General features: G+C 57.2%; 29 protein-coding genes. 15 read left to right on the forward strand and 14 right to left on the reverse strand.

Going from position 1 to position 23,157, the window contains the following annotated elements:
* Positions 1–280 precede the first annotated feature (280 nt).
* Complete coding sequence (locus DA792_RS13075; protein WP_107720319.1) at positions 281–868, forward strand: thymidine kinase; 588 nt, start codon at positions 281–283, stop codon at positions 866–868.
* A gap of 157 nt (positions 869–1,025) precedes the next feature.
* Here DA792_RS13075 and DA792_RS13080 read toward each other — a convergent pair whose 3' ends face one another.
* From DA792_RS13080 to DA792_RS13095, 4 genes are all read right to left on the reverse strand, one after another.
* Positions 1,026–1,367, reverse strand: a complete 342-nt coding sequence (locus tag DA792_RS13080) for a tRNA-binding protein (protein ID WP_107720320.1) — start codon at positions 1,365–1,367, stop codon at positions 1,026–1,028.
* A complete protein-coding gene (proC, locus tag DA792_RS13085; protein ID WP_417266870.1) occupies positions 1,367–2,170 on the reverse strand; it encodes a pyrroline-5-carboxylate reductase in 804 nt (267 codons plus the stop codon). Before proC ends, DA792_RS13080 begins: the two co-directional genes overlap by 1 nt.
* A gap of 110 nt (positions 2,171–2,280) precedes the next feature.
* A complete protein-coding gene (locus DA792_RS13090) occupies positions 2,281–2,781 on the reverse strand; it encodes a YbjN domain-containing protein (RefSeq protein WP_107720321.1) in 501 nt (166 codons plus the stop codon).
* A 316-nt stretch (positions 2,782–3,097) separates the two neighbouring features.
* A complete protein-coding gene (locus tag DA792_RS13095; RefSeq protein WP_107720322.1) occupies positions 3,098–3,346 on the reverse strand; it encodes an accessory factor UbiK family protein in 249 nt (82 codons plus the stop codon).
* A gap of 101 nt (positions 3,347–3,447) precedes the next feature.
* On the opposite strand from DA792_RS13095, the gene lgt reads away from it, so the two are divergent.
* From lgt to DA792_RS13115, 5 genes are all read left to right on the forward strand, one after another.
* Positions 3,448–4,341 carry a prolipoprotein diacylglyceryl transferase gene (gene lgt, locus DA792_RS13100; protein ID WP_107720323.1) on the forward strand — a complete coding sequence of 298 codons (894 nt, stop codon included), beginning with the start codon at positions 3,448–3,450 and terminating at the stop codon, positions 4,339–4,341.
* A gap of 5 nt (positions 4,342–4,346) precedes the next feature.
* On the forward strand, positions 4,347–5,417 hold the full coding sequence (locus DA792_RS13105) for a class I SAM-dependent methyltransferase (protein ID WP_199908190.1): 1,071 nt from the start codon (positions 4,347–4,349) through the stop codon (positions 5,415–5,417).
* On the forward strand, positions 5,414–6,172 hold the full coding sequence (pgeF, locus tag DA792_RS13110) for a peptidoglycan editing factor PgeF (protein WP_107720325.1): 759 nt from the start codon (positions 5,414–5,416) through the stop codon (positions 6,170–6,172). The genes DA792_RS13105 and pgeF overlap by 4 nt, the downstream gene beginning before the upstream one ends.
* Positions 6,173–6,490: 318 nt before the next feature.
* Positions 6,491–6,637: a hypothetical protein gene (locus tag DA792_RS22450; RefSeq protein ID WP_199908061.1), complete on the forward strand. Its 147-nt coding sequence runs from the start codon at positions 6,491–6,493 to the stop codon at positions 6,635–6,637.
* A gap of 241 nt (positions 6,638–6,878) precedes the next feature.
* The gene (locus DA792_RS13115; protein ID WP_159075268.1) at positions 6,879–7,688 is read left to right on the forward strand and encodes a Hint domain-containing protein; all 810 of its coding nucleotides are present in this window, start codon (positions 6,879–6,881) and stop codon (positions 7,686–7,688) included.
* 111 nt (positions 7,689–7,799) lie between these two features.
* On the opposite strand, the gene DA792_RS13120 is transcribed toward DA792_RS13115, so the two are convergent.
* Positions 7,800–8,300: an Lrp/AsnC family transcriptional regulator gene (locus DA792_RS13120; RefSeq protein WP_107722699.1), complete on the reverse strand. Its 501-nt coding sequence runs from the start codon at positions 8,298–8,300 to the stop codon at positions 7,800–7,802.
* A 352-nt stretch (positions 8,301–8,652) separates the two neighbouring features.
* On the opposite strand from DA792_RS13120, the gene trxB reads away from it, so the two are divergent.
* Together trxB and DA792_RS13130 are read left to right on the forward strand one after the other, a co-directional pair.
* A complete protein-coding gene (gene trxB / locus DA792_RS13125) occupies positions 8,653–9,597 on the forward strand; it encodes a thioredoxin-disulfide reductase (RefSeq protein ID WP_107720327.1) in 945 nt (314 codons plus the stop codon).
* A 327-nt stretch (positions 9,598–9,924) separates the two neighbouring features.
* Complete coding sequence (locus DA792_RS13130; protein WP_107720328.1) at positions 9,925–11,637, forward strand: bifunctional sulfate adenylyltransferase/adenylylsulfate kinase; 1,713 nt, start codon at positions 9,925–9,927, stop codon at positions 11,635–11,637.
* 75 nt (positions 11,638–11,712) lie between these two features.
* On the opposite strand, the gene DA792_RS13135 is transcribed toward DA792_RS13130, so the two are convergent.
* The 3 genes from DA792_RS13135 to DA792_RS13145 form a co-directional block, all read right to left on the reverse strand.
* Positions 11,713–12,195 carry a cytochrome b gene (locus DA792_RS13135; RefSeq protein ID WP_107720329.1) on the reverse strand — a complete coding sequence of 161 codons (483 nt, stop codon included), beginning with the start codon at positions 12,193–12,195 and terminating at the stop codon, positions 11,713–11,715.
* A gap of 174 nt (positions 12,196–12,369) precedes the next feature.
* Positions 12,370–12,609, reverse strand: a complete 240-nt coding sequence (locus DA792_RS13140; protein WP_107720330.1) for a DUF1150 family protein — start codon at positions 12,607–12,609, stop codon at positions 12,370–12,372.
* Between the two features lie 4 nt (positions 12,610–12,613).
* The gene (locus DA792_RS13145; protein WP_107720331.1) at positions 12,614–13,027 is read right to left on the reverse strand and encodes an Hsp20 family protein; all 414 of its coding nucleotides are present in this window, start codon (positions 13,025–13,027) and stop codon (positions 12,614–12,616) included.
* 210 nt (positions 13,028–13,237) lie between these two features.
* Between DA792_RS13145 and DA792_RS13150 the strand changes: the two genes are divergently transcribed.
* The 3 genes from DA792_RS13150 (at position 13,238) to DA792_RS13160 (ending at position 15,131) form a co-directional block, all read left to right on the forward strand.
* On the forward strand, positions 13,238–13,456 hold the full coding sequence (locus DA792_RS13150) for a YdcH family protein (protein WP_107720332.1): 219 nt from the start codon (positions 13,238–13,240) through the stop codon (positions 13,454–13,456).
* 114 nt (positions 13,457–13,570) lie between these two features.
* Positions 13,571–14,056, forward strand: a complete 486-nt coding sequence (gene purE / locus DA792_RS13155; protein ID WP_107720333.1) for a 5-(carboxyamino)imidazole ribonucleotide mutase — start codon at positions 13,571–13,573, stop codon at positions 14,054–14,056.
* Positions 14,049–15,131, forward strand: a complete 1,083-nt coding sequence (locus DA792_RS13160; RefSeq protein WP_107720334.1) for a 5-(carboxyamino)imidazole ribonucleotide synthase — start codon at positions 14,049–14,051, stop codon at positions 15,129–15,131. Before purE ends, DA792_RS13160 begins: the two co-directional genes overlap by 8 nt.
* Positions 15,132–15,136: 5 nt before the next feature.
* Here the strand turns inward: DA792_RS13160 and DA792_RS13165 are convergent, their stop codons facing one another.
* The 6 genes from DA792_RS13165 to DA792_RS13190 all read right to left on the reverse strand — a co-directional run bounded on the left by DA792_RS13165 (position 15,137) and on the right by DA792_RS13190 (position 20,151).
* A complete protein-coding gene (locus tag DA792_RS13165; RefSeq protein ID WP_254679246.1) occupies positions 15,137–15,811 on the reverse strand; it encodes an alpha/beta hydrolase in 675 nt (224 codons plus the stop codon).
* A gap of 142 nt (positions 15,812–15,953) precedes the next feature.
* A complete protein-coding gene (locus DA792_RS13170) occupies positions 15,954–16,454 on the reverse strand; it encodes a GNAT family N-acetyltransferase (protein ID WP_107720335.1) in 501 nt (166 codons plus the stop codon).
* A gap of 278 nt (positions 16,455–16,732) precedes the next feature.
* The gene (gene groL, locus DA792_RS13175) at positions 16,733–18,379 is read right to left on the reverse strand and encodes a chaperonin GroEL (RefSeq protein ID WP_107720336.1); all 1,647 of its coding nucleotides are present in this window, start codon (positions 18,377–18,379) and stop codon (positions 16,733–16,735) included.
* 42 nt (positions 18,380–18,421) lie between these two features.
* Entirely contained in the window at positions 18,422–18,709 is a 288-nt protein-coding gene (locus DA792_RS13180; RefSeq protein WP_009572989.1) for a co-chaperone GroES, read from the reverse strand.
* Between the two features lie 223 nt (positions 18,710–18,932).
* Entirely contained in the window at positions 18,933–19,361 is a 429-nt protein-coding gene (locus DA792_RS13185) for a hypothetical protein (protein WP_107720337.1), read from the reverse strand.
* A 145-nt stretch (positions 19,362–19,506) separates the two neighbouring features.
* Positions 19,507–20,151 carry a DUF2161 domain-containing phosphodiesterase gene (locus DA792_RS13190; protein ID WP_107720338.1) on the reverse strand — a complete coding sequence of 215 codons (645 nt, stop codon included), beginning with the start codon at positions 20,149–20,151 and terminating at the stop codon, positions 19,507–19,509.
* A gap of 170 nt (positions 20,152–20,321) precedes the next feature.
* Here DA792_RS13190 and DA792_RS13195 point away from each other — a divergent pair, with 170 nt between their 5' ends.
* From DA792_RS13195 to DA792_RS13210, 4 genes are all read left to right on the forward strand, one after another.
* Positions 20,322–21,242 (forward strand): manganese-dependent inorganic pyrophosphatase, encoded by a 921-nt coding sequence (locus DA792_RS13195; protein ID WP_107720339.1) that lies wholly within the window; start codon positions 20,322–20,324, stop codon positions 21,240–21,242.
* A 62-nt stretch (positions 21,243–21,304) separates the two neighbouring features.
* On the forward strand, positions 21,305–21,784 hold the full coding sequence (locus DA792_RS13200) for a GNAT family N-acetyltransferase (protein ID WP_107720340.1): 480 nt from the start codon (positions 21,305–21,307) through the stop codon (positions 21,782–21,784).
* Between the two features lies 1 nt (position 21,785).
* On the forward strand, positions 21,786–22,166 hold the full coding sequence (locus tag DA792_RS13205; protein WP_107720341.1) for a hypothetical protein: 381 nt from the start codon (positions 21,786–21,788) through the stop codon (positions 22,164–22,166).
* 65 nt (positions 22,167–22,231) lie between these two features.
* A complete protein-coding gene (locus tag DA792_RS13210; protein ID WP_107720342.1) occupies positions 22,232–23,107 on the forward strand; it encodes a TIGR01459 family HAD-type hydrolase in 876 nt (291 codons plus the stop codon).
* The last annotated feature ends 50 nt before the right edge of the window (positions 23,108–23,157 follow it).

Genomic DNA, 23,157 nt, shown 5'->3' on the forward strand with positions numbered 1-23,157 from the left:
AATTCATCAGTATCCGGTGCCTTAAAACATCGGGTCGGGTGGAAGCCAGTTCGGAAAGGACGTCGCATCAACACTGTCAGATCTCGGCACCCTCATCCCCTGCCCTTCCGGGCAACCGCCGGTTCTTACCATTGATGTGTCTCCTCTTGTTCTGGCTTCCACCCGTTCGTGTTCTCAGTTGGCCTGTCCACATGCCCTGACCGTAAAGACAGGTAGATTTTTTAGCTCTCCCCCATGCGGCACCTTGATCCCAGCACAAGATTTCTGGCACACCCCGGCCATGGCAAAACTCTACTTTCAATACTCGACGATGAATGCGGGCAAATCGACCCTGTTGCTTCAAGCGTCTTATAATTATCGCGAACGCGGTATGGAGACCTATTTGATCACGGCGCGGTTTGATCATCGCGCCGGAGAGGGTCACATCGCCAGCCGGATCGGCATTGGCGAAGAGGCGGATACATTTGATGAGGGCGATGATCTGTTTGCCAAGATCAATGATCGCCTGGCGCACGGCTCCGTGGCCTGTATCTTTATCGACGAAGCCCAGTTTTTGACCAAAGATCAGGTCTGGCAATTGGCCCGCGTGGTCGATGATTTGAACGTGCCAGTGATGGCCTATGGGTTGCGCGTTGATTTTCAGGGCAATCTGTTCCCCGGCTCGGCTGCGCTTTTGGCCTTGGCCGATGAAATGCGCGAAGTGCGCACGATTTGCCATTGCGGGAAAAAAGCGACGATGGTGGTGCGTATGTCGGAGAGTGGCATGGTGTTGACCGAAGGGGCGCAGGTCGAGATTGGCGGCAACGAGCGTTACGTGTCGCTGTGTCGTCGTCATTGGCGCGAGGCCATGGGCGACCGGGCCGATTAAAGCGTCACGCCTTTAACCTGAGACAGGAGAAAGGCGTGACGCTGCCAGACATATCCATGGTGCGGGCGTTCCGCCATAAACCCGTGAAACAGGTTTATGGCGGAACGCTTTAAGCCCGATCTGAGTGTTTAGGCCACGGTAAAGATCGCAATAAAGATCAATGCATCCGCCCGCCGTTGGGCACCGACAGGCTGGGCTGGGCCAAAACGACCGCGCCGTTTTCATCGGGAAAGCCCAAGACCAAGACTTCCGACATGAAGGGGCCGATTTGGCGGGGTGGAAAATTCACCACCGCCATGACCTGTTGGCCGATCAGGGTTTCGGGCGTGTAATGCACGGTGATCTGGGCCGATGTTTTTTTCTCGCCAATCTCCGGGCCGAAGTCGATCCAGAGTTTGATCGCGGGCTTGCGCGCCTCTGGAAACGGTTCAGCGCGCAGGACGGTGCCAACACGGATATCAACGGCGAGAAAATCGTCAAAACTGATGGGGTCGCTCATCAGGCCAGTTCCTCATCGCGTGTGATCGCGGCGGCAACCGCGCGCTCCATCAGGGGCACGAACCCGTCCGTCTCATCCATCAAAACCCGCAGCGCCTCGGCGGTGACGCCGCCCGGAGAGGTCACGTTGATGCGCAATTGTGCCGGGTCTTCGTCCGAGTCTTCGGCCAATTGCCCAGCACCACCCACGGTCGCTTTGGCCAATTGCATCGCGACATCTGCGGAAAGCCCCGCCTTTTCGCCCGCCAAAGCCATGGCTTCGATGAGGTGGAACACATAGGCCGGACCACAGCCAGAAATCGCCGTCAAAGGCCGGATTTGCGCCTCGGTGTCGAGCCGCACCACCTGCCCCACAGCTTTGAGCAAGCCGTCCGCCATATCAAGCGCCGCCCCCGAGACCTTTGCATTGCCGACGATCCCGGTGATGCCGCGCCCGATGGCGGCGGGAGTGTTTGGCATAGCGCGAATGATCGGTGTGTCTGTACCCAGCATAGACTCGTAGGTGGCAATGGAAATCCCGGCGGCCACCGTCAGGAACACTGTGTCGCCATTGCCAAGCTTTTGCAGCGCGGGCAAGGCATCGCCCATCATTTGCGGTTTGACTGCGACCAAAACGATGGCCGGATTGGCGGGCAAATCGGTGTTGAGCGCCACTCCGGTCGATTGCAGCCACTCGGAGGGATGCGGATCAAGCACGGTGACCGAACTGGGGGGCAGACCACCCGCGAGCCAGCCCTTGAGCATGGCCGAGCCCATTTTCCCGCAGCCCAAAAGCACGAGCCCTCGTGTTTTCAAATCATCCATGGTCACATCCTTCACTTTGGCCAAAAAAAGACCCCCTGAGGGATCAGGGGGCACTTTATCAGTCATCATGCCGAGTGCAACGCATGAGGCTTTGCGTTTCTGCGCGCACTTTACGCCCGACCATAAGCCTCGCAAATGGCGACTTCCATCGCCTCGGCAGGGGTGCGATCCGACCAAGCGGCCAATTGGAACGCCGGGTAAAACCGCTCAGACGCGCCGACGGCAGACCCGATCAAACGATCCACCTGTTCCGGCCCGGCGATTTGCCCACCTGAGAGCACCAAACCATAGCGATAAACCATCAGATGTTGTTCCGGCCAATAGGTGAAGGCCCCGGTCCAAATCTGATCATTGGCGCGATTGAGCACCTCATAGATCTGCGGCAGCTTGTCTTCGGGCGGTTCCATTTCAAAGGTGCAGATCAGGCGCAGGGTCTCGTCAAAATCAGACCATGCCAGCGTGAGCGAATAGGTGCGCCACTGACCCTCGACCGCCATAGCGATCTGATCTTCGGTCACCCGATCAAATTCCCAATCATTGTGCTCGGCCAAATGCTCGCACAGGTCGATCGGATGGATTTCGCTGGAAAAATTTTGCTCAATAAACGACATACGCGGCCTCGTCTGTTTGCGTCCTGTGGCCTGCGCGACATCCCCGTAACGACCACTAAGACTTGGTGCCTGCTCTAGGGGCGGCGGGTTTACCACGTTCCCTTACCAGATATGGTGTGCGCAAAGCATCGGGCCTGTAAAGCGAAATATTTATGTTATCCCCAGCAATCGACGCCCATCCACAGCTTGCCCATTTTTTCCACAGAGCCGTAACCCCGCCTGTGGACAAGAAAAAGGCCCCCAAAACGGGAGCCTGATCGCCAGACGCAAAGCCTGACAAGATACCGGAAAAGACGGTCGGTGTGACCCGAGACCCTCAGACCTTTTTCTTTCGGTCCATCATGTCGAGCCGTTTTTTCAACTCTTCATTCTCTTCGCGGGCCTTTTGCGCCATGGCGCGCACCGCGTCAAATTCATCGCGGGTGACGAAATCGCGGTCGGCCAACCAACGATCCACCAACCCTTTGAGCGCGGTGTCCGCCTCTTCTTTTGCTCCCTGAGCCACGCCCATGGCGTTGGTCATCAATTGGGAGATGTCATCGAGGATCTTGTTGCGGGTTTGCATAGCTGTCTCCGAAACGCATTCGTGAATATCTCTTCCCTATATGGGGGCAAAAGGGCAAATCACAAGGTTGACTTCCCCGCCGCTCTTGAGACAGTTGCGCCATGTTTCAAATGATCCCCGCCGTGATACAATTCCCCGACCTGTCGCCCATCTTGTTTGAGCTGGACCTTGGACCTATTCACTTTGCGCTCCATTGGTATGCGCTGGCCTATATCGGTGGATTTCTGATCGGCTGGCTGTTGATCATGCGCGCGCTCAAAACGCCGCGACTTTGGCCGAATGACACTCCGCCGATGGACCGCACGGCATTCGAAGACCTGCTGACCTGGCTGATTTTGGGCGTCATCGTCGGCGGGCGGCTGGGCTATGTGTTGTTTTACAAACCGGGCTATTACCTCTCTCATCCGATTGAAATCCCGATGGTCTGGCAAGGCGGAATGGCCTTTCACGGAGGTTTCATTGGCGTGGTGATTGCCGCAGCCCTGTGGGGCCGCAAACACAAGGTACCGCTTGGCTCGCTCGCCGACATGTTGGCGATGGCGACACCTCCGGGCTTGATGTTGGGGCGGATCGCCAATTTCGTGAACGCCGAATTGTGGGGCAAGCCATGGGATGGGCCTTGGGCGGTGGTTTTTCCGGGCGATGCAGCGCAGGCCTGTGCCACGATTTCCGCGCCCTGCGCCCGCCACCCCTCGCAACTCTATGAGGCGGGGATGGAAGGGCTGATTCTCGGCGGCCTGTTGTTGGTGATGGTTTGGGGGTTTCGCGCCTTCAAACGTCCCGACCTTGTTGCGGGCGTGTTTTTTGCAGGCTACGGCATCTCGCGCTTTATCGTCGAATTTTTCCGCCAAGCCGACGGCCAATTCATCACCGCCACCAATCCAAATGGCGCGGTGTTTGCCGGGATGCAAATGGGCCAACTTCTGTCCCTTCCGATGATCCTGATCGGCATGTTTTTTGTCGTCCGAGCCCTGCGTGGACCGCGCCCGGCATGACGCAGATGACGCCGCTTGCCGACCTTTTGATCCGCCGCATCCGGCAGACGGGTCCGATGTCTTTGGCGGAGTTTATGAGCGACTGTTTGCTGCATCCCGAACACGGTTACTACACCACGCGCGATCCCTTGGGCGCAGGCGGCGATTTCACCACAGCACCGGAAATCAGCCAGATGTTTGGCGAAATGATCGGGCTGTGTCTGGCGCAAAACTGGTTGGACCAAGGCGCACCCTCGCCGTTTGTCTTGGCCGAAATCGGCCCCGGACGCGGCACCTTGATGGCCGATATTTTGCGGGTGACCAAAACCGTCCCCGGGCTACACGCCGCACTGCAGGTGCATTTGATCGAAGCCTCTCCAACGCTAAAAGCGGCACAGGCCAAGGCGCTGGCCGCCTATCAGGTCACATGGCTTGAGAGCGTGATGGGCCTCCCCGAAGCGCCTTTGTGGTTGGTCGCCAACGAGTTTTTCGACGCCCTGCCGATCCGCCAATTCACCCGCGATGGCGCGAGGTGGCGCGAGGCGCAGGTGGGATTGGCCGACGGCACCTTGACCCTTGGTCTCTCTGCCGCCGCCCCAATGCCCGAACTGGCGCCCCGTATGAGTGACACCAAAGACGGTGATATCGTCGAGACCTGTCCGGCCGCCGCGCCCATTGTGACCGAAATCGCCACGCGCATCGCACAGTATGGTGGCGCGGCGGTCTTTGTCGATTATGGCGATTGGCGCTCGCTGGGCGATACGTTTCAGGCGCTTGAGGCGCATCAGATGGTCGATCCTCTCGCACGCCCCGGCTCTGCCGATCTCACCGCCCATGTGGCGTTTGAAGCCTTGGCGCACGCGGCACAAAACGCAGGCGCCGTAGCGTCTCAGATGATCCCGCAGGGAATGCTCTTGGGACGCCTCGGGATCTCTGCGCGCGCCGAAGCGCTTGCCACAAAGTTGAGCGGTGAGGCCCTAAAATCTCACATCGCCGCATTTGACAGGTTGACCTCACCCGCAGAAATGGGAACGCTTTTCAAAGCACTCGCCCTCGCCCCCACAGCCAAATTACTGCCACCAGGATTTGACGCATGAGCCTTGAAATCATCACCTCCGACGCGCTCGATGGCGTAACACACGGGTTTTTCACCCGCAAAGGTGGGGCCTCTTCGGGGGTGTTTGAGGGGCTGAACTGCGGGCTTGGCTCCACGGATCAATCCGACATCGTAAAAATCAACCGCGCGCGGGTGGCAAAGGCTATGGATCTCACCCCAGATCAGCTCTGCGCCGCGCATCAAATCCACTCTGCCGATGTGGCGATTGTCACCGGGCCGCAGACTGGCGCGTTCCCAAAGGCCGATGCTTTGGTCACCGATCAACCGGGATTGGCCTTGGTGATTCTGACCGCTGATTGTCAGCCGGTTCTGTTTGCCGATCGCGACAATGGCGTCATCGGTGCGGCCCATGCCGGATGGAAGGGCGCGATGGCCGGGGTGCTTGAGGCGACGATTGAGGCAATGGAGACCTTGGGCGCGAAACGCGAGGCGATCACCGCCATTGTCGGCCCGTCAATTTCACAGCGCGCCTATGAGGTCGGTCCTGAATTCTTTGAGGATTTCTACGCTGAGAACCCGATCTACGCGCGGTTCTTCACCAATGGCACGGGCGACCGCTACCTCTTTGATCTTCCGGCTTTTGGCCTTTATCGTCTGCGTGAGGCGGGGGTTGGTCACGCCGAATGGACCCGCCATTGCACCTATTTCGATCCGTCCCGGTTTTATTCCTATCGCCGCTCGGTGCATCGCAAAGAGGCGGATTACGGACGGCTCATTGCCGCGATCCGTCTTTAAGACGGTTCAGCGTTTGGGCCGTTGGTCTCTCTGACCCCGGCGCATTGTGGCGAGAATACGGCTTAGCCTCGCCCCATTCCTGCCAGAAACAATCCCCAAAACTCTCAAGCATTGTTTCCACCATTTCGGAATTAACATTATATTACTTATGGTTAACGCGACATCTCCGCACCACGTACTATAGGTATCTTTTCCCTTACCACGCACCATTTTTTTCTGCTCCAAACGCCGCATTTTTGCCGAAGCGAGACGGCATATTGGGATCAACAAAACAGCAAACCGGGCAGAGCGCCCCGATGACATAGAGTGAGAGCAGAGATGAAAAACCGCCGCTGGATGAAATCAATGATCGCCGAAGCCAAAAAGACTGACGTGCAAATGCCATGGGCCCGCGGCCTGCGCCGCGATGCGTTCATTGCCAAAAAGACCGGCGTACGGCCAATGAAACTCGTCGCTTCGGCCTAAAGCGATTCGCGGTTTTGCCGTGAGACTGGCACGCACTGCGCCAAACCTCCGCCGAATTGCAGTCGAATTTAGAAACAATAGAACGGTGGACCATGGGACTGGATCCGCCGTTTACTGTAATTAGATAAAATTTTTGACAATGCATGCGAAACCGGGTGATCGTTGACGCACTGTACCGGTGGGGGCCGACACAGTGACGAGGTGACCTATGTCGCAACCCCTAAGAGGTGCATCCACATCGATGCGCCGATCCAACACCGTTGCCGACTTTGGCCTCTCCCATCATGACAGATCCGTTCAACCCGCGTGGACCGTACGCCGCACCCGCCCCTATGAACGCCCCGCAGATCAGCCCGTCATCATGCGGCGCAGCTATGATATTCAATGGCTTGCCGCAAACGGCGACATTCGCGATGCGGCACTGTCGGCCCCGGCCCTACCCGTTTTTGAATCCGCCTTTAATGCCTTTGCCCGTGGCGCATTGATCCCCACCCCCAAGGGCCCCGTCGCGATCGAAGACCTGTTGCCCGGCGATCAAGTGGAGACTGTCGAAGGCGATGTACAGAGGGTGGACTGGATCGGCTCGATGCAGATCGACACCCGCGGCACCCGTGCGCAGGACGCAAACCCTGAGCGCCTGTACCGGATCACCGCCGACACCTTTGGTCTTGGCCGTCCCGCACCGGATTTGATGTTGGGAGCAGGCGCACGCTACCTGTACCGCGCCAATGCGCTCAAATCCTATCTTGGCACGACCCAAGCGCTGGCCCCTGTGCCCAGTCTGGTGGATGGCGTTTCCGTGATCGAAGTGACACCGATGTCCTCCGTGCGCAGTTACCATATTGGCCTGAGCCAGCATCGGTTGATCCGCGTCAACGGGGTCGAGCTTGAGAGCTATCATCCGGGCACCACGGCATCGCGCCAATTGCCAAGCGAGCTGCGAGCACAATTCATGGCGCTGTTTCCGCATTTGGACGGGCTTGGGGCCTTTGGCGCAATGTCCTATCCGCGCCTGTCCCCGACCGATTTGATCATGCTAGACACCGCCTGATCCGCGCAAAACGCCACGCCTTTCGATCCCAATCCCTCCAGGTGGCGATCAACGAAAACGGCCCGGCCAAAAGGCACGGGCCGTTTTTATCTATAAGGTAGACAGGCCGCGTTAGGCGTTTTGCGCCAAACGGGCTTCGAGCACTTCAAAGGGCACACCCGGCTCATCCTTGGCACAGCGGATCACCAATGAGGTTTTGACACTGGCGACATTCGCGGTCGACAACAGCTCGCCAGTGAGGAAACTTTGGAAAGTCGACAGGTCAGGCGCAACACATTTAAGGATGAAATCCACCTCGCCGTTCAACATGTGGCATTCGCGGACCAAGGGCCATTCGCGGCATTTCGCTTCGAATTTCGACAGATCGACCTCGGCCTGACTTTGCAGCCCGACCATTGCAAACACCTGAACTTCAAAATTCAGCGCCCGTGCGTCAACGACAGCGTGATAGCCTTTGATGTAGCCGCTCTCCTCTAAGGTGCGCACCCGGCGGAGGCAGGGCGGCGCGGAAATCCCCACACGTTTGGCCAACTCAACGTTGGTCATCCGACCGTCGGCCTGCAATTCAGCAAGGATTTTGCGGTCGATGTCGTCGAGCTTGTGAGGGGGCATGTTTTTCTCCGGTCTTTTTGGCCAAATCGGGCATGTTTTTCGAAACATGTGCGCAGGCGGCTCCGCGCGCAACATTCTTTCTCATTTCAGCAAGATCATTTCAAGAGGATTTCGCCGAAGAGGGGCTCAATATCGCAGCACATGCCCATGCTTTCAGCCAAAATCGGTCCAATCCGCCCTCGAAACGGACCTCATTGCACCGAACCGGGCATCAAGGCCACGCGGACACACAGGCGCGGCGGCGGTGTGAGTGCCCTCCCCGCAGAAAGGAACACCCAACAGGGTTTGCGCAACGCCGCTGTCATGCCTATATCGGTGCCAACACGACACATCCCAAGAAAGAGGCCCCAAAATGGCGGACACAAAACACACGAAAGTTCTGATCATCGGGTCCGGTCCGGCGGGCTACACGGCCGGCGTTTATGCCTCCCGCGCGATGTTGTCTCCGATCCTTGTGCAAGGGATGGAGCCGGGCGGGCAATTGACCACCACAACCGAAGTCGAAAACTGGCCGGGTGAAAGCGAAATTCAAGGCCCCGAGTTGATGGTCAAAATGCAAGAGCACGCCAAAGCAATGGGCACGGAGATCATTTCCGACCTGATCACCGAACTCGACACCGATGTGCGCCCTTTCGTGGCCAAAAGCGACAGCGGCACGATCTACACAGCGGATGCAGTGATTTTGGCCACGGGCGCGCGGGCAAAATGGCTTGGGCTCGACTCTGAGGAGGCGTTCAAAGGCTTTGGCGTCTCGGCCTGCGCCACCTGTGACGGGTTCTTTTACCGTGGCATGGAGATCGTTGTGATCGGCGGCGGCAATACGGCAGTCGAAGAAGCGCTGTTTTTGACCAATTTCGCCTCGAAAGTGACGCTCATCCACCGCCGCGACAGCTTGCGTGCGGAAAAGATCCTGATTGATCGCTTGATGAAGAATGAAAAAATTCATCCGCTTTGGGATCATGAATTGGTTGAAGTTTTTGGCGACGAAGCCCCGATGCGTGGCGTCAACGGCGTGCGCGCGCGCAATGTCAAAACCGGCGAGATCACCGAAATCCCGGCCAAGGGCGTGTTTGTCGCCATCGGACACGCGCCCGCAACAGAGTTGGTCAACGGGAAATTGGAACTGCACAACGGCGGCTACGTAAAGGTGAAACCGGGATCGACCGAAACCTCAATCCCCGGTGTGTTTGCGGCCGGTGATTTAACCGACCACAAATACCGCCAAGCGGTGACAAGCGCAGGCATGGGCTGTATGGCAGCACTTGACGCTGAACATTGGCTTGCAGCCCAAGAGTAACCGACCCCTGCGCCCCGGTCTTTTGCCCCGCCCGACCGTCCCCAAGTGAAACCGAGTCGCACCTCTGCAGGCGGCCAATCTCGGATGGGGGCCAGATGCGGCGTATACAAAAATGGTGAAACCGGGACATTGATCTCGTCGGATCAACTTTTGTCAGAAAATTAGTCGGAATTGATCAAAGAATGAGGCCTTTGGGCCTCATTTGCATTTTCTGCACCTGCAGCATGTTGATTTTTACGCCGACCTCAGGCTAATCGAACGAGACCGATCCGCCCGGGATCGGTTATTGTACATTGTCGAACTGTCCAGCCAAAAAAGGCCTTCTGTATGTCCCAAAACCTTGCACCGATCCCCGAGCTTTTTGTCTCCTATGAGAGCGCGCAAAAGCTGAAAGTTGAGGCCGGCGATCTCGTCAGCTGGGATTTGACCCCGCGCCAGATTTGCGACCTAGAGTTGCTGATGAACGGTGGATTTAACCCGCTCAAAGGGTTTCTGACCGAGGCCGATTATGATGGCGTCGTTGACAACATGCGCCTGGCGGACGGAACGCTTTGGCCGATGCCGATCACATTGGATGTCTCCGAAACCTTCGCTGAGACACTTGAAGCAGGCCAAGACATCGCACTGCGCGACCAAGAGGGCGTGATCCTTGCGACCATGACCGTTACCGACAATTGGGTCCCGAACAAAGCAAAAGAGGCCGAAAAGGTCTTTGGCGCCGATGATGACGCGCATCCGGCCGTGAACTACCTCCATAACACCGCTGGCAAAGTCTACCTCGGCGGCCCGATCACCGGCATCCAACAGCCGGTACATTACGATTTCCGCGCCCGTCGCGACACGCCAAACGAATTGCGCGCCTATTTCCGCAAAATGGGCTGGCGCAAAGTTGTGGCGTTCCAAACCCGCAACCCGTTGCACCGCGCACACCAGGAACTGACCTTCCGCGCCGCGAAAGAAGCCCAAGCCAACCTTTTGATCCATCCGGTTGTCGGCATGACCAAGCCGGGCGATGTGGATCACTTCACCCGCGTGCGTTGCTACGAAGCGGTGCTGGACAAATACCCGGCCTCGACCACCGCAATGTCGCTTTTGCCGCTGGCCATGCGCATGGCGGGCCCCCGCGAAGCCGTGTGGCACGGTCTGATCCGCGCCAATTATGGCTGTACCCATTTCATCGTGGGTCGTGACCACGCAGGCCCCGGCAACAACTCCAAAGGCGAAGATTTCTATGGCCCCTATGATGCGCAGGACCTGTTCCGCGAGCATCAAGACGAAATGGGCATCGAAATGGTCGACTTCAAACACATGGTTTGGGTCGCCGAGCGCGCACAGTACGAAGCCATCGACGAGATCGAAGACAAGGATAAAATCACCATCCTGAACATCTCCGGCACCGAGCTGCGTCGCCGCTTGGCCGAAGGTCTTGAGATCCCGGAATGGTTCTCTTTCCCAGAGGTTGTGAAAGAACTGCGTCGCACCAAACCGCCGCGTTCCAAGCAGGGGTTCACCGTGTTCTTCACCGGCTTCTCTGGCTCCGGCAAATCCACCATCGCCAACGCTTTGATGGTCAAACTGATGGAAATGGGCGGTCGCCCGGTCACGCTTCTCGATGGCGACATCGTGCGCAAGAACCTGTCTTCTGAGCTGGGCTTCTCGAAAGAGCACCGTGACCTCAACATCCGCCGTATCGGCTATGTGGCCTCTGAGATCACCAAAAACGGCGGCATCGCCATCTGTGCGCCGATCGCGCCTTATGCCACCACCCGTCGCGCCGTGCGCGAAGATGTTGAAGCCTTTGGTGCCTTTGTCGAAGTCCACGTTGCGACCTCGATCGAAGAGTGTGAAAAACGCGACCGCAAGGGTCTCTACAAACTCGCCCGCGAAGGTAAAATCAAAGAGTTCACCGGGATTTCTGACCCTTACGATGTCCCGGAAAAACCTGAACTGCGCGTTGAAACCGTTGGCACCGATGTCGACAACTGTGCACATCAGGTGATTTTGAAACTCGAAGCAATGGGTTTGATCGCCGCTCACTAACGGCTCAACACCTTGATCACAAGAAAGCCCCGATCCTAAGGACCGGGGCTTTTTATGTGATCTGTGTGGGCGACTTTAATGCGGCGACATGCGTTTGATAAGATTGTCTTTCAAAATGAACTGATGGTAGAGCGCGGCGGCGACATGAGCGATGATCAGGGCGAGAGCCAGGTTGATCAACAGCACATGAACCTCGGCGGCAATATCAACCCCAAGGAACCATGCCGAAGCCCCGGCCATAGGTGCCAAAAGCAGTGTCGCATAAAGGCCGACATGAACCAATTGCGCGGCCTTTTCCATCAGCGGATGCGGCGCAGCGGGCATAGCGGGCGCACCTTGGATCAGGCGCACAAGGATACGCAGAATCATCAACACAATCGTTACCACGCCAACGATCACATGGAGTTTGGCTGTCAGATTGGTGTTCACGCCGGTTTCCATAAAGGCATCGAACGCGCGTTCCATGCCATCGGAAACAACATAGTTAAAGGCAAAGGTCAAAACGACGGCCCAGTGCAGCAGCTTTTGCAACATGGAATAAGATTGGGAGGTTTTCATATTACGCTCACTCTAAGGTCAGTTGGGGAAAGACCGAGCGTGTCCGCTCGGTGGTGCCTGACCTAGAGATAGGCATGAGCCCGGCCCAAGCGCAAATGTTGATTGGCCACTATTTGCGGACCTATACCTTGAGTTTACCCCGTTTGGGGGGCGCGCCGGGCTCAAAGGTGATTTTTAGTGCACATTCACCGGCGCAAAGTCATTTTCCCGAGCAAGCGCAAAGGCCAAAGACAGATTGGCCACAAGTGCAAGCCGCGTCCCATCGGCGTCATTCACCGAATAAATATGATCCAAGCCTTCAGCCTGACTTTGCACCTCTGCGGGCAAGTCAGAGACAGCAACAGGACGGACGTAGACGATTTTTTCCTCGGCTGCGCCTTCTGATGCCGGAAAATGTGGGTATGTCGCATTCATTGGCTTATCCCTTCCGAATTTGAATGGTTTGAACAACGCTCTCGGCCACGGCGCGTCTGAGATCTATGTGCAAGAGCCCGTTTTCTGTCGAGGCCCCAGTGACCTCGACACCATCAGCCAGCACAAACGCGCGCTGAAACTGACGGCCCGCGATGCCGCGATGCAGGAAAACCCGCGCCTCCTCATCCTCGGCTTGGCGTCCGCGCACAACCAATTGCCGATCCTCCAAAGTGATCGACAGGTCCGCATCTGAAAACCCCGCCACCGCGAGCGTGATCCGATAGGTGTGATCGGAAGATTGCTCAATATTATAGGGCGGATAAGACCCCGCATCCGATTTTGCGGTGCGTTCCACCAGGCGTTCCAATTGGTCAAATCCCAACAGAAACGGATGGGCTCCGAAACTTACTTTTGTCATGACACGTCCTTTTCTCGAAGCGACTGTGTTTGCTCTAAAGGCCCCGACTGCGGCGACCCTTTGATTAAGATATGGGACTTGCAGCGCGAGCTTCAAGAGAGCGTCGCTGAGTGCTTTGAGTTTTGAAAAATTAGGAGTAGGGTTAAAACAGATCACGCCCCACCAATACCGGTGGCGAAAACCACCTGAAAAACAGATAGAGACAACGCGATGAACGTGTCCAACCGAATGGATCATAACGACGTACTTCGGGTCAAACTGGAAGTGCTCAAACGCGAGCATCGCGATCTCGATGTCGCCATCGAAGCGATGCAGCTGACCGGCCACCTGGATGCCCTGCGGCTTCAGCGCATGAAAAAGCAAAAGCTGGCACTCAAGGACCGGATCGCCCTCATCGAAGATGAAATCACCCCGGATATCATTGCCTAAAGTGCGGTGCTTTAAAGCGGTTGTGCCAAACGTCCCGTTGCGAAAAATCGGCTGCGCGTTATAAGGCGGACGAGTAAACCACATCGCGAACCTATCTTCTGAGGGATCAATCATATGAGCGTCGACGTCGGCATCATCATGGGCAGCCAATCCGATTGGCCGACCATGAAACGCGCAGCGGAAATTCTGGACGAATTGGGCATCTCTTATGAGGCGAAGATCGTCTCCGCCCACCGCACGCCGGACCGGCTTTGGAGCTATGGCAAAGAGGCCGCAGGCCGCGGTCTCAAAGTGATCATTGCAGGCGCAGGGGGTGCCGCCCATTTGCCCGGCATGATGGCGTCAAAAACCCGCATCCCCGTGATCGGCGTGCCGGTGCAAACCCGTGCCTTGTCTGGGGTCGATAGCCTCTATTCCATCGTGCAAATGCCCAAAGGCTTCCCGGTTGCCACCATGGCGATTGGCGAAGCGGGCGCAGCCAATGCGGGCCTGATGGCCGCTGGTATTTTGGCGATCACCGATGCGGATTTGGCCGGGCGTTTGGACACTTGGCGCGACACCCTCTCTGCCTCTATCCCGGATGAGCCCACGGATGACTGATGTGACCCCCCTCCCCTCTGGCGCAACCATCGGTATCTTGGGCGGTGGTCAATTGGGCCGCATGTTGTCGGTCGCCGCTTCCCGTCTGGGGTTCAAAACCTGCGTGTTCGAACCCGGCGGCGATTGCCCGGCCTCCCATGTCGCCAACTTCCATGTCCAGGCAGGCTACGACGATGTCGAGGCGTTGAAAAAATTCGCCCAGTCCGTCGATGTCGTGACCTATGAGTTCGAAAACGTGCCGACATCGGCGCTTGATCTGATCGAATCCATCGTCCCGATCCGGCCGAACCGCAAAGCCTTGGCCGTGTCGCAAGACCGGTTGGCGGAAAAGGCGTTTTTGTCAGGTCTGGGCCTGACGGTTGCCCCTTTTGCCGCTGTCGATGACGCGGTCGATTTGGCCGAAGCCATCGCAGAGATTGGCACCCCTGCCATCCTCAAAACCCGCCGCTTTGGCTATGACGGCAAAGGTCAGGCGCGGATCATGTCGCCCGACGATGCGGCTCAGGCTTTGGCTGACATGGCAGGCGCTTCGGCGGTTTTGGAAGGCTTTGTCAGCTTTACCCATGAGGTGTCGGTGATTGCCGCGCGCGGTCAGGCGGGAGACATTTCCTGTTTTGATCCCGGTGAAAACGTACACACAAACGGCATTTTGCACACCACCACCGTGCCCGCACGCCTCTCCCCCGCCCAACGCACCGACGCTGTGCTTTTGGCCGCTAAAATTTTGAATGCGCTGGATTATGTCGGTGTCATGGGCGTTGAACTTTTTGTCACGCCGCAAGGGCTTGTGGTCAATGAGATCGCGCCCCGCGTGCACAATTCGGGCCATTGGACCCAAAACGGCTGTGTGATTGATCAGTTCGAACAACACATCCGCGCCGTGGTCGGTTGGCCCTTGGGCGACGGCATACGCCACTCAAATGTGGAGATGCTCAACCTCATTGGCGACGATGTGAACCGCATCCCCGAGCTTGCCAAAAACGGCGCGGTGGCGATCCATCTTTACGGCAAAGCGGATGCAAAACCGGGTCGCAAAATGGGCCATGTGAATACGATCAAAGGGCCTGCGGGTTAAGGCGTTCACTCACCCGCCAGTCGCCGTAGCGCCTCTGCAAAGCTCACATCCGCGACAAATGTCCCTGTGTCCAAGAAATTCAAAACCTGCACGATCACGCGCGGGTTTTGCATCATAAATGTATGTGTAACAGGCAACGTCAGATGCGCTTTCATGCCCTCCACCTTGGTGCTCTCGATCGAGACTTTGCCATCATCCTCCCCCTCGACGATGGCGGACAACAGTGGATTGAGCGACTGACTCCCCGCGATCACCCCGGTTTCAAATGGCAGGGGAGGAAGCGTGTCCGGCAGCCCGTTCGTGCCCAACTGTAGTCCGGCAGGCCCATTGGCGTCGACGAAAGCAGCGTTGGTTTCAAACATATCGACAATCTCAGAGCCATGATTGGGCGGGCCCATCATAACAACGCGCCCCCATTCCAGATCGGGATGGGCCTGCGCGAACACCCGCAACAGGATGCCGCCCATGGAATGGGTCACGACATTTGGGGGGACGCTCGGTCCAGAGGAGGTGCGACAGTCTTCGCGCGCGCTCAACAGAGCGGTTTCAGCCAAAATGTCGATTGGGGCCTGCCGCGACGGATAAGCGTGATTGATCACATAATAGCCCTCGCTTTTAAGCGCTTGCGCTAAAACAGCCATCGACGCATCGGTGCGTGCCAAACCATGCAGCAAAATCACACACCCTCGTACCCCGGATGAGGTGGACGGATCAGAGGCCTGCGCCCTGGCACCAAGGACAAGGCCGCACAGCCCCATCAGGACAGCCCAAAAGGATAACTTCAGACCATTGAGGCAGCGCACAGAGCCCAACCCATCCGCGTTAACTGATAAGGGTCTCATTGAGACGCGTGTAGGCATTGGGGTAAATCAACCGCTCAGATTGCATCCCGGTGCCCGGCGTAATCGGATAGAGCGACGTGTATTCGGAGGCAAACGGTGTTTCCAAACGCGACGCGGCCAGCGTAGAAAACCCAACCCGGTGGAAATAGGCCGGATCCCCGACAACGACCACGGCTTTGGCCCCTTCGCGCTTGGCATGGTTCATGCCACGGGTCACCAATTCGCGGCCCATCCCGCGTTTGTGACGGTTGGGCGACACCGCCAAAATCGACAGCGCCCACCAATCTTGCGGCACGATCATGCGTGCGCAGCAAATATAACCAATGATCCGCCCATCTTCGACCGCCACGCGTTCCATCGCGACCGCGTCTTCCTGACGCAATGCCAGAGCAAAACGGTACATCTCCGGGCCGCCGAAAGTGCCGTCCAGCAAGATGGACAGCGGCAGATCATCGTCAGAGGTCAGCGGGCGTAAAAACATATCTACTTCTCTAAATGGGGCATGAAAACTGTGCCGAGCGAACGAGGGGCTTGCAAGCGACAACTGACATAGCCCTGTAAAATCATAGGATTGAGGCGAATATGTTGTTTTTCTGAGCAGGGGTGGTGCGACATATGGCGATGCGCATATTTTACGCGCTAAATCGCGCGCGCTCTGTTGAACCCGTACCGATCAACCCAAAAAAGGGCCGCCCGAAAGCGACCCTTAAATGATTTAGCGATTGGGCTGATGCCAAGCGATTTCCGAGTGGAAATCTCTTACATCATGCCGCCCATGCCACCCATGCCGCCCATGTCGGGCATACCGCCGCCATTGCCGCCATCTTTCGACGGTTTGTCAGCAATCATGGCTTCGGTGGTGATCAGCAAACCAGCGATAGAAGACGCATCTTCCAGAGCGGTGCGGGTCACTTTGGCCGGGTCGATCACACCAAAGGAGAACATGTCGCCATATTCTTCGGTTTGAGCGTTGAAGCCGAACGTAAGGTCGGAAGATTCACGCACTTTGCCAGCCACGACAGCGCCATCAACGCCAGCGTTTTCTGCGATCTGACGCAGCGGCGCTTCGAGCGCGCGACGTACGATGGCGATACCAGCGTTCTGATCAGCGTTTTCACCGATAAGGCCTTCGAGCACTTTACCAGCCTGAACCAAAGCCACACCACCGCCAACGACGATGCCTTCTTGGACAGCGGCGCGGGTTGCGTTGAGAGCATCGTCCACACGGTCTTTGCGCTCTTTAACTTCGACTTCGGTCATGCCGCCAACGCGGATCACGGCCACACCACCCGCGAGTTTGGCCACGCGCTCCTGGAGTTTTTCGCGATCGTAGTCAGAGGTGGTTTCTTCGATCTGGGTGCGGATCTGAGCCACGCGTGCTTCGATCTCTGCTTTTTCGCCAGCGCCGTCGATGATGGTGGTTTCATCTTTGGTGATGGTGATTTTCTTGGCGGAACCGAGCATGTCCATGGTGACATTTTCGAGTTTCATGCCGAGATCTTCGGAGATCACCTGACCGCCGGTGAGGATCGCGATGTCTTGCAACATGGATTTGCGACGATCGCCGAAACCCGGTGCTTTGACAGCTGCGATTTTCAAACCGCCGCGCAGTTTGTTGACCACGAGGGTCGCAAGTGCTTCGCCTTCCACATCTTCCGCGATGATGAGAAGCGGTTTTTGCGACTGGATGACCTGCTCGAGAAGCGGAACCATCGGCTGCAGCGAAGAGAGTTTTTTCTCATGCAAAAGCACGATGCAATCTTCGAGTTCTGCGATCATTTTGTCCGGGTTGGTGACAAAATACGGGGACAGGTAGCCACGGTCGAACTGCATGCCTTCGACCACGGTGGTCTCGGTTTCCATGCCTTTGTTTTCTTCGACAGTGATCACGCCGTCGTTGCCGACTTTTTGCATCGCATCGGCGATTTGGCGACCGATTTCAGCTTCGCCGTTGGCGGAGATGGTGCCAACCTGAGCCACTTCGGCGGTGTCGCTGACCGGGCGAGATGCGTCCTTGATCGCCTGAACGACTTTGAGGGTCGCAAGGTCGATCCCGCGCTTCAGATCCATCGGGTTCAGGCCAGCAGCAACCTGCTTGAGGCCTTCTTTGATGATCGCTTGAGCGAGCACGGTGGCGGTGGTGGTACCGTCGCCAGCTTCGTCATTGGTACGCGAGGCCACTTCTTTGACCATCTGTGCGCCCATGTTTTCGAACTTGTCTTCGAGATCAATCTCTTTGGCAACCGACACACCGTCTTTGGTGATGCGCGGAGAACCGAAGGATTTTTCGATGACAACGTTACGGCCTTTCGGGCCGAGGGTCACTTTAACAGCATCTGCGAGAATGTTCACGCCGCGCAGCATGCGGTTGCGTGCGTCGACGTCGAATTTGACTTCTTTAGCCATGGTAAGCTCCTGAATTCAGGTGAAAGGAAAAGGGGGACGATCTCAGGCGATGATGCCGAGAATGTCCGACTCTTTCATGATGAGCAGCTCTTCGCCCTCAACGGTGATTTCGGTGCCGGACCATTTGCCGAACAGAACGATGTCACCCGCTTTGACGGAGGGCGCGATCAATTCGCCACTGTCTTTGCGTGCGCCTTCACCAACGGAGACGATTTCGCCTTCGGCCGGTTTTTCTTTGGCGCTATCGGGGATGATCAGACCGCCCTTGGTTTTTTCATCGCCTTCAACGCGACGAACTACAACGCGGTCATGCAGCGGTTTAAATGCCATCTTCGAGGCTCCCTTGCTCAAAGTTTCTGTTTTCGTCCACCCTCTGCGAGGGCGGGGTAAATCAATCGTTAGCACTCACCTCAGGAGAGTGACAACGACGCATAGTTAGGAAAGAGGCGGGAGTGAGTCAACAGGGGAGAGGGGGAAAAATTTGCTGCGGTGTGGCGGGGCTTCACGCGCGAAACGACTGAAACAGTAGCCTGGGAAACAGTTCGTTTGGCGCTCATTTCCATTCACGCCTGATACCCTCAAAATTGTCTGAAAGATGATATCGCACAACTTCCCAACCGAATTCGACATTCACGGCATCCAAGCCAAGAAATATGAAGTGCCCATCGGAAGCTTGAAATGCGACCATTTCTGAAATGAAGCGCTCGGAAATATGATCCGACATCAATGTAGAACATGCTGCAAACCCTTCTGGGAAGGCCTCCTGCAGTGCTGCAATAACGTTGAGAAGATCTGTTGATTCACTTTCAGAAGGTGATACCACCTTTGCAAGCTGCTTGAGCACCTCGAAGTGGCCTGAAGCGAAGGACGTTTTGATCTCCTCCAGAAGTGGCAAGGGGTCTTCAAGCTGATTGCAGACGACATCTGACATTGCCATTTGCGGGAAACTCAAGAGGAAAACAGCGGGCAGAATGAAACGCATAGAAATCAAACCTTTTGGTCGTATCGGCGAAGGACGATAAGTCCGTTGCCACCCTAGGCCAGTGCACCGATAAGACACAAGTCGTTCCACCGGCTGTCACGTCCAAAGGACAGAAGAAAAGCCCTTTGATCAGTCTTCGCGCGGGTTATTCCAACACCCCATAAACCCCAACCCCAACCTTCTCGAACCACCCATAATGATTGTCCCACATCATCCGGGTGGCGTGCTTCACACCAGTCGCCTTCGCCACCTCCGCGCCCTTCGACGGCCCGTGCTCCAGCAAATACGCCCGGCATTTCTCCGCGCCCTGACGGTAGGCGGTCACGCGGCCACCGGCTTTTGAGCCGCCCAGATTGGGGTCGCCCTCCCGGCGCGCGAACTCGGCCAAGAGCTTTTCCGTTTTCGCCTTGTTCTTGCGCGGGATGAACGGGCGCGGGTCGTGGTGCACCTGCACCGAACTCTCCGCCACATTCACAGAAATCACCCCGAGCCCCAGCCGCTTACACAGCCCAAGGTTCCCCTTGAACATCCGCCACCCCGCCTTGCCCTTCCACCGCGGCACGGCGAGGTAGACCTGATCGGTCAGGGCCTGACGGGCAATCCCCTGTTGCAACAGAATCAGAGAAAAGCCGGTCTTCAACTCGATGATCACCGGCGCCTCGCCTGGTTTCACCGCCATCACATCGGCGTCTTTGACCTCGGCTTTCACGTCATACCCAAGCCCCTCGAAATGGGCTTTGACGGGGAGGTACAGGTCGGTTTCCAAAAGAGAGGGGCGCGGGGATTTCATAGCCCAAGTGATACCGGGATCACGCCTGCGCGCCAAGCCCGAAGACGTGCCTGAGGACGCGCACCCCTGTGAGCGCTCACGGGGACGTCTAAGGCGTGACAAGCCATGCTGCACCGCCTATAAGGACCGCGAAATCGCCAATATCCTCACGTTATCTATGGGACACACACATGACAACGCTCGTTTTCGGCCACAAATCTCCTGACACAGATTCCACCGGTTCCCCGCTCATCTGGGCATGGTACCTGAACGAAGTGAAAGGCGTGGACGCCAAGGCTGTGCTGTTGGGTACGCCGAACACCGAGGCCGCTTTTGTGGTCGAAAAATGGGGCTTTGAAACGCCCGAAATCATTTCTGAGGTTGCAGAAGGCCAAGACGTTGTCATCGTCGACACCAACAACCCGGCCGAATTGCCGGACGCGATCAACGACGCCAATGTCGTCGCGATCATCGACCACCACAAACTCGTGGGCGGCCTTGAAACCAAAGGTCCGATCGACATCACCATCCGTCCGCTCGCCTGCACCGCGACCATCATGTATGATCTGATGGGCGATGACGCCGCCAAAATGCCGGATAACATCAAAGGCGCGATGCTGTCTTGCATCCTGTCCGACACGTTGGAATTCCGGTCGCCAACCACCACGGACGTGGACAAAGCCTTGGCTGAAAAACTGGCCTCTGAGCTGAACATCAACTTGGGCCAATACGCCTCTGAAATGTTCGAAGCCAAATCCGACGTCTCCGCCTTTTCTGATGCCGAACTGATCCGCATGGACAGCAAAGAATACGCCGTCGAAGGCACCAAATTCCGCGTCTCCGTGTTGGAAACCACCGCGCCGAAAATCGTGCTGGACCGCAAGGCGAGCCTGTTGGCTTCCATGGTTGATGTCGCCAAGGAAGACGGCGTGGATCATGTGCTGTTGTTCGTGGTCGATATTCTGAATGAAGAAGCCACGATGTTCGTACAAAACGATCTGGTCAAAACCGTGGCCGAGAAATCCTTTGGTGCCACGGTCGCGGGCGACTCTGTTGTGTTGCCGGGCATCATGTCCCGCAAAAAACAGATCATTCCGAACCTGAAACTGTAATCCAAGCTGTAGTCCAAAGGCCCGCCCAATCCGGCGGGCCTTTTTCGTTTGAGGAGCCGTTCATGGCGACACGCCCGGATTTCATGCGCGAACTGAAACGCGGCGAAGAAGACGAAGTCTCCGCCCTTTTGACCGCAGCTTTTGGTCAAAAAGACGAGGCCGAACTGGTCGATGATCTGCGCAAAAGCCGCGCGATCGCGGGCGAAATGGTCCTGCCCTCCTCCGAGGGGATTGTCGGGTATGCTGCGCTCTCAAACATGATCTCGCCCAAAGGCTGGCTCTGCCTCGCCCCGGTGGCGATCCGCCCCGACCTACAACGTCACGGCCATGGTCGGCGCCTTGTTGGCATGATTTCTCAATGGGCGGTGATGAGCGGCAACAGTTTGGTCGTCTTGGGCGATCCGGCGTTTTACTCCCGCTGCGACTTTGCTCTGATCCCGGATGGCTTCGCCTCCCCCTATCCAACGCGTCACACCCTGATCGCAGGCCCGGCAAAGACGAAAACTCCGGTGCTGATCTACCCCAAAGCCTTTGGAACCTAACATGCTCAGCTTTCAACACCTGTCACGCATCACGGCCATCCTCTGCTTTGTCTTAGCCGTTGCGATTTTCACAACGCCCGGCCTGTTTTTCTGGCTGTTTCACCTTGACCCCGCCACCTCCGGCGCGGTGATGGCACGTCGGGCGGCCGTCCTGTTCCTTGCCCCCGGCCTGTTGCTTTGGGGCCTGAAAGACATTGCCAAATCCAACGCCGCGCGCCGCGCCATTGCCAAAGCCATGGCGGTGACGATGCTGGCGCTGAGCCTGCTTGGGATGAGCGAACTCGCCCTTGGCCGGGTTGGACCCGGCATTGGGCTGACAGTGGCCACTGAGGCGCTGTTATTTTGGCTCTGGTATAAAATGTTCCAATCGCCCGAAGACTGACGTCGCCCCTCCCCTTTTCGCCCCAATCGTCTATATCAAAGGCGACCCAAACTTCAGAGGCCCCCATGACCCGCTTGATCCAAACGCTCTCCGAGATCTCTACCAATTACGACGCGCTGTTCGTTGATCTGTGGGGCTGCGTCCACAATGGCGAGACCGCCTACCCCGAGGCCTGCGCGGCGCTGCAAGCGTACCGTCAAACCGGTGGCAAAGTGGTTCTGGTTACCAATTCGCCGCGGCCTTGGCGCTCGGTTGCGATCCAAATCAAAGAGTTCGGCGTGCCGGATGACGCCTATGATGCCATCGCCACCTCCGGCGATTCAGCGCGTTTGGCGATGTATCTGGGCGTTGTCGGACAAAAGGTGCATCACATCGGCGACATGTTCAAAGATGATTTTATGCAGCCGATGGACATCGTCATGGAAGAGGCGCTTGAGATCACCGAAGTGCCGCTGAAAGAGGCGGAGGGCATCGTCTGCTCCGGCCCTGAGGACCCTCTGGCCGATCCCGAAGAGTATCGCGGCACCTTCCTCTATGCCAAACAAAAGGGCATGAAACTGCTCTGTGCCAATCCTGATATTGTTGTGGATCGTGGCGAGATTCGGGAATGGTGCGCCGGGGCTTTGGCCGCACTTTATACCGAAATGGGCGGTGAGAGCCTCTATTTCGGCAAACCGCACCCGCCGATCTATGATCTGGCCCGGCGGCGCCTCTCCCGTCTCGTCGAGGTTGAGGACGCGCGCATCCTGTGCATTGGCGATGGCATCGGGACCGACGTCATGGGTGGCATTGGCGAGGGCTTGGACGTGCTGTTCATCACCGGCGGTTTGGCGGCCAAAGAATTCGGCCCCGATCCGGTCAACCCAGACCCTGCCCGGTTGAAAATGTGGCTCTCCGAGCAAAATCTGGCTCCGACGGCTGCGATTTCTTTCCTGCGCTAAGCGGCTGTGGCGTGGCAAACAAGCCGCGCCACACCTCAAACTGCCTCAAA

The sequence above is a fragment of the Celeribacter baekdonensis genome, from assembly GCF_003047105.1.
Lineage (GTDB): Bacteria > Pseudomonadota > Alphaproteobacteria > Rhodobacterales > Rhodobacteraceae > Celeribacter > Celeribacter baekdonensis_B.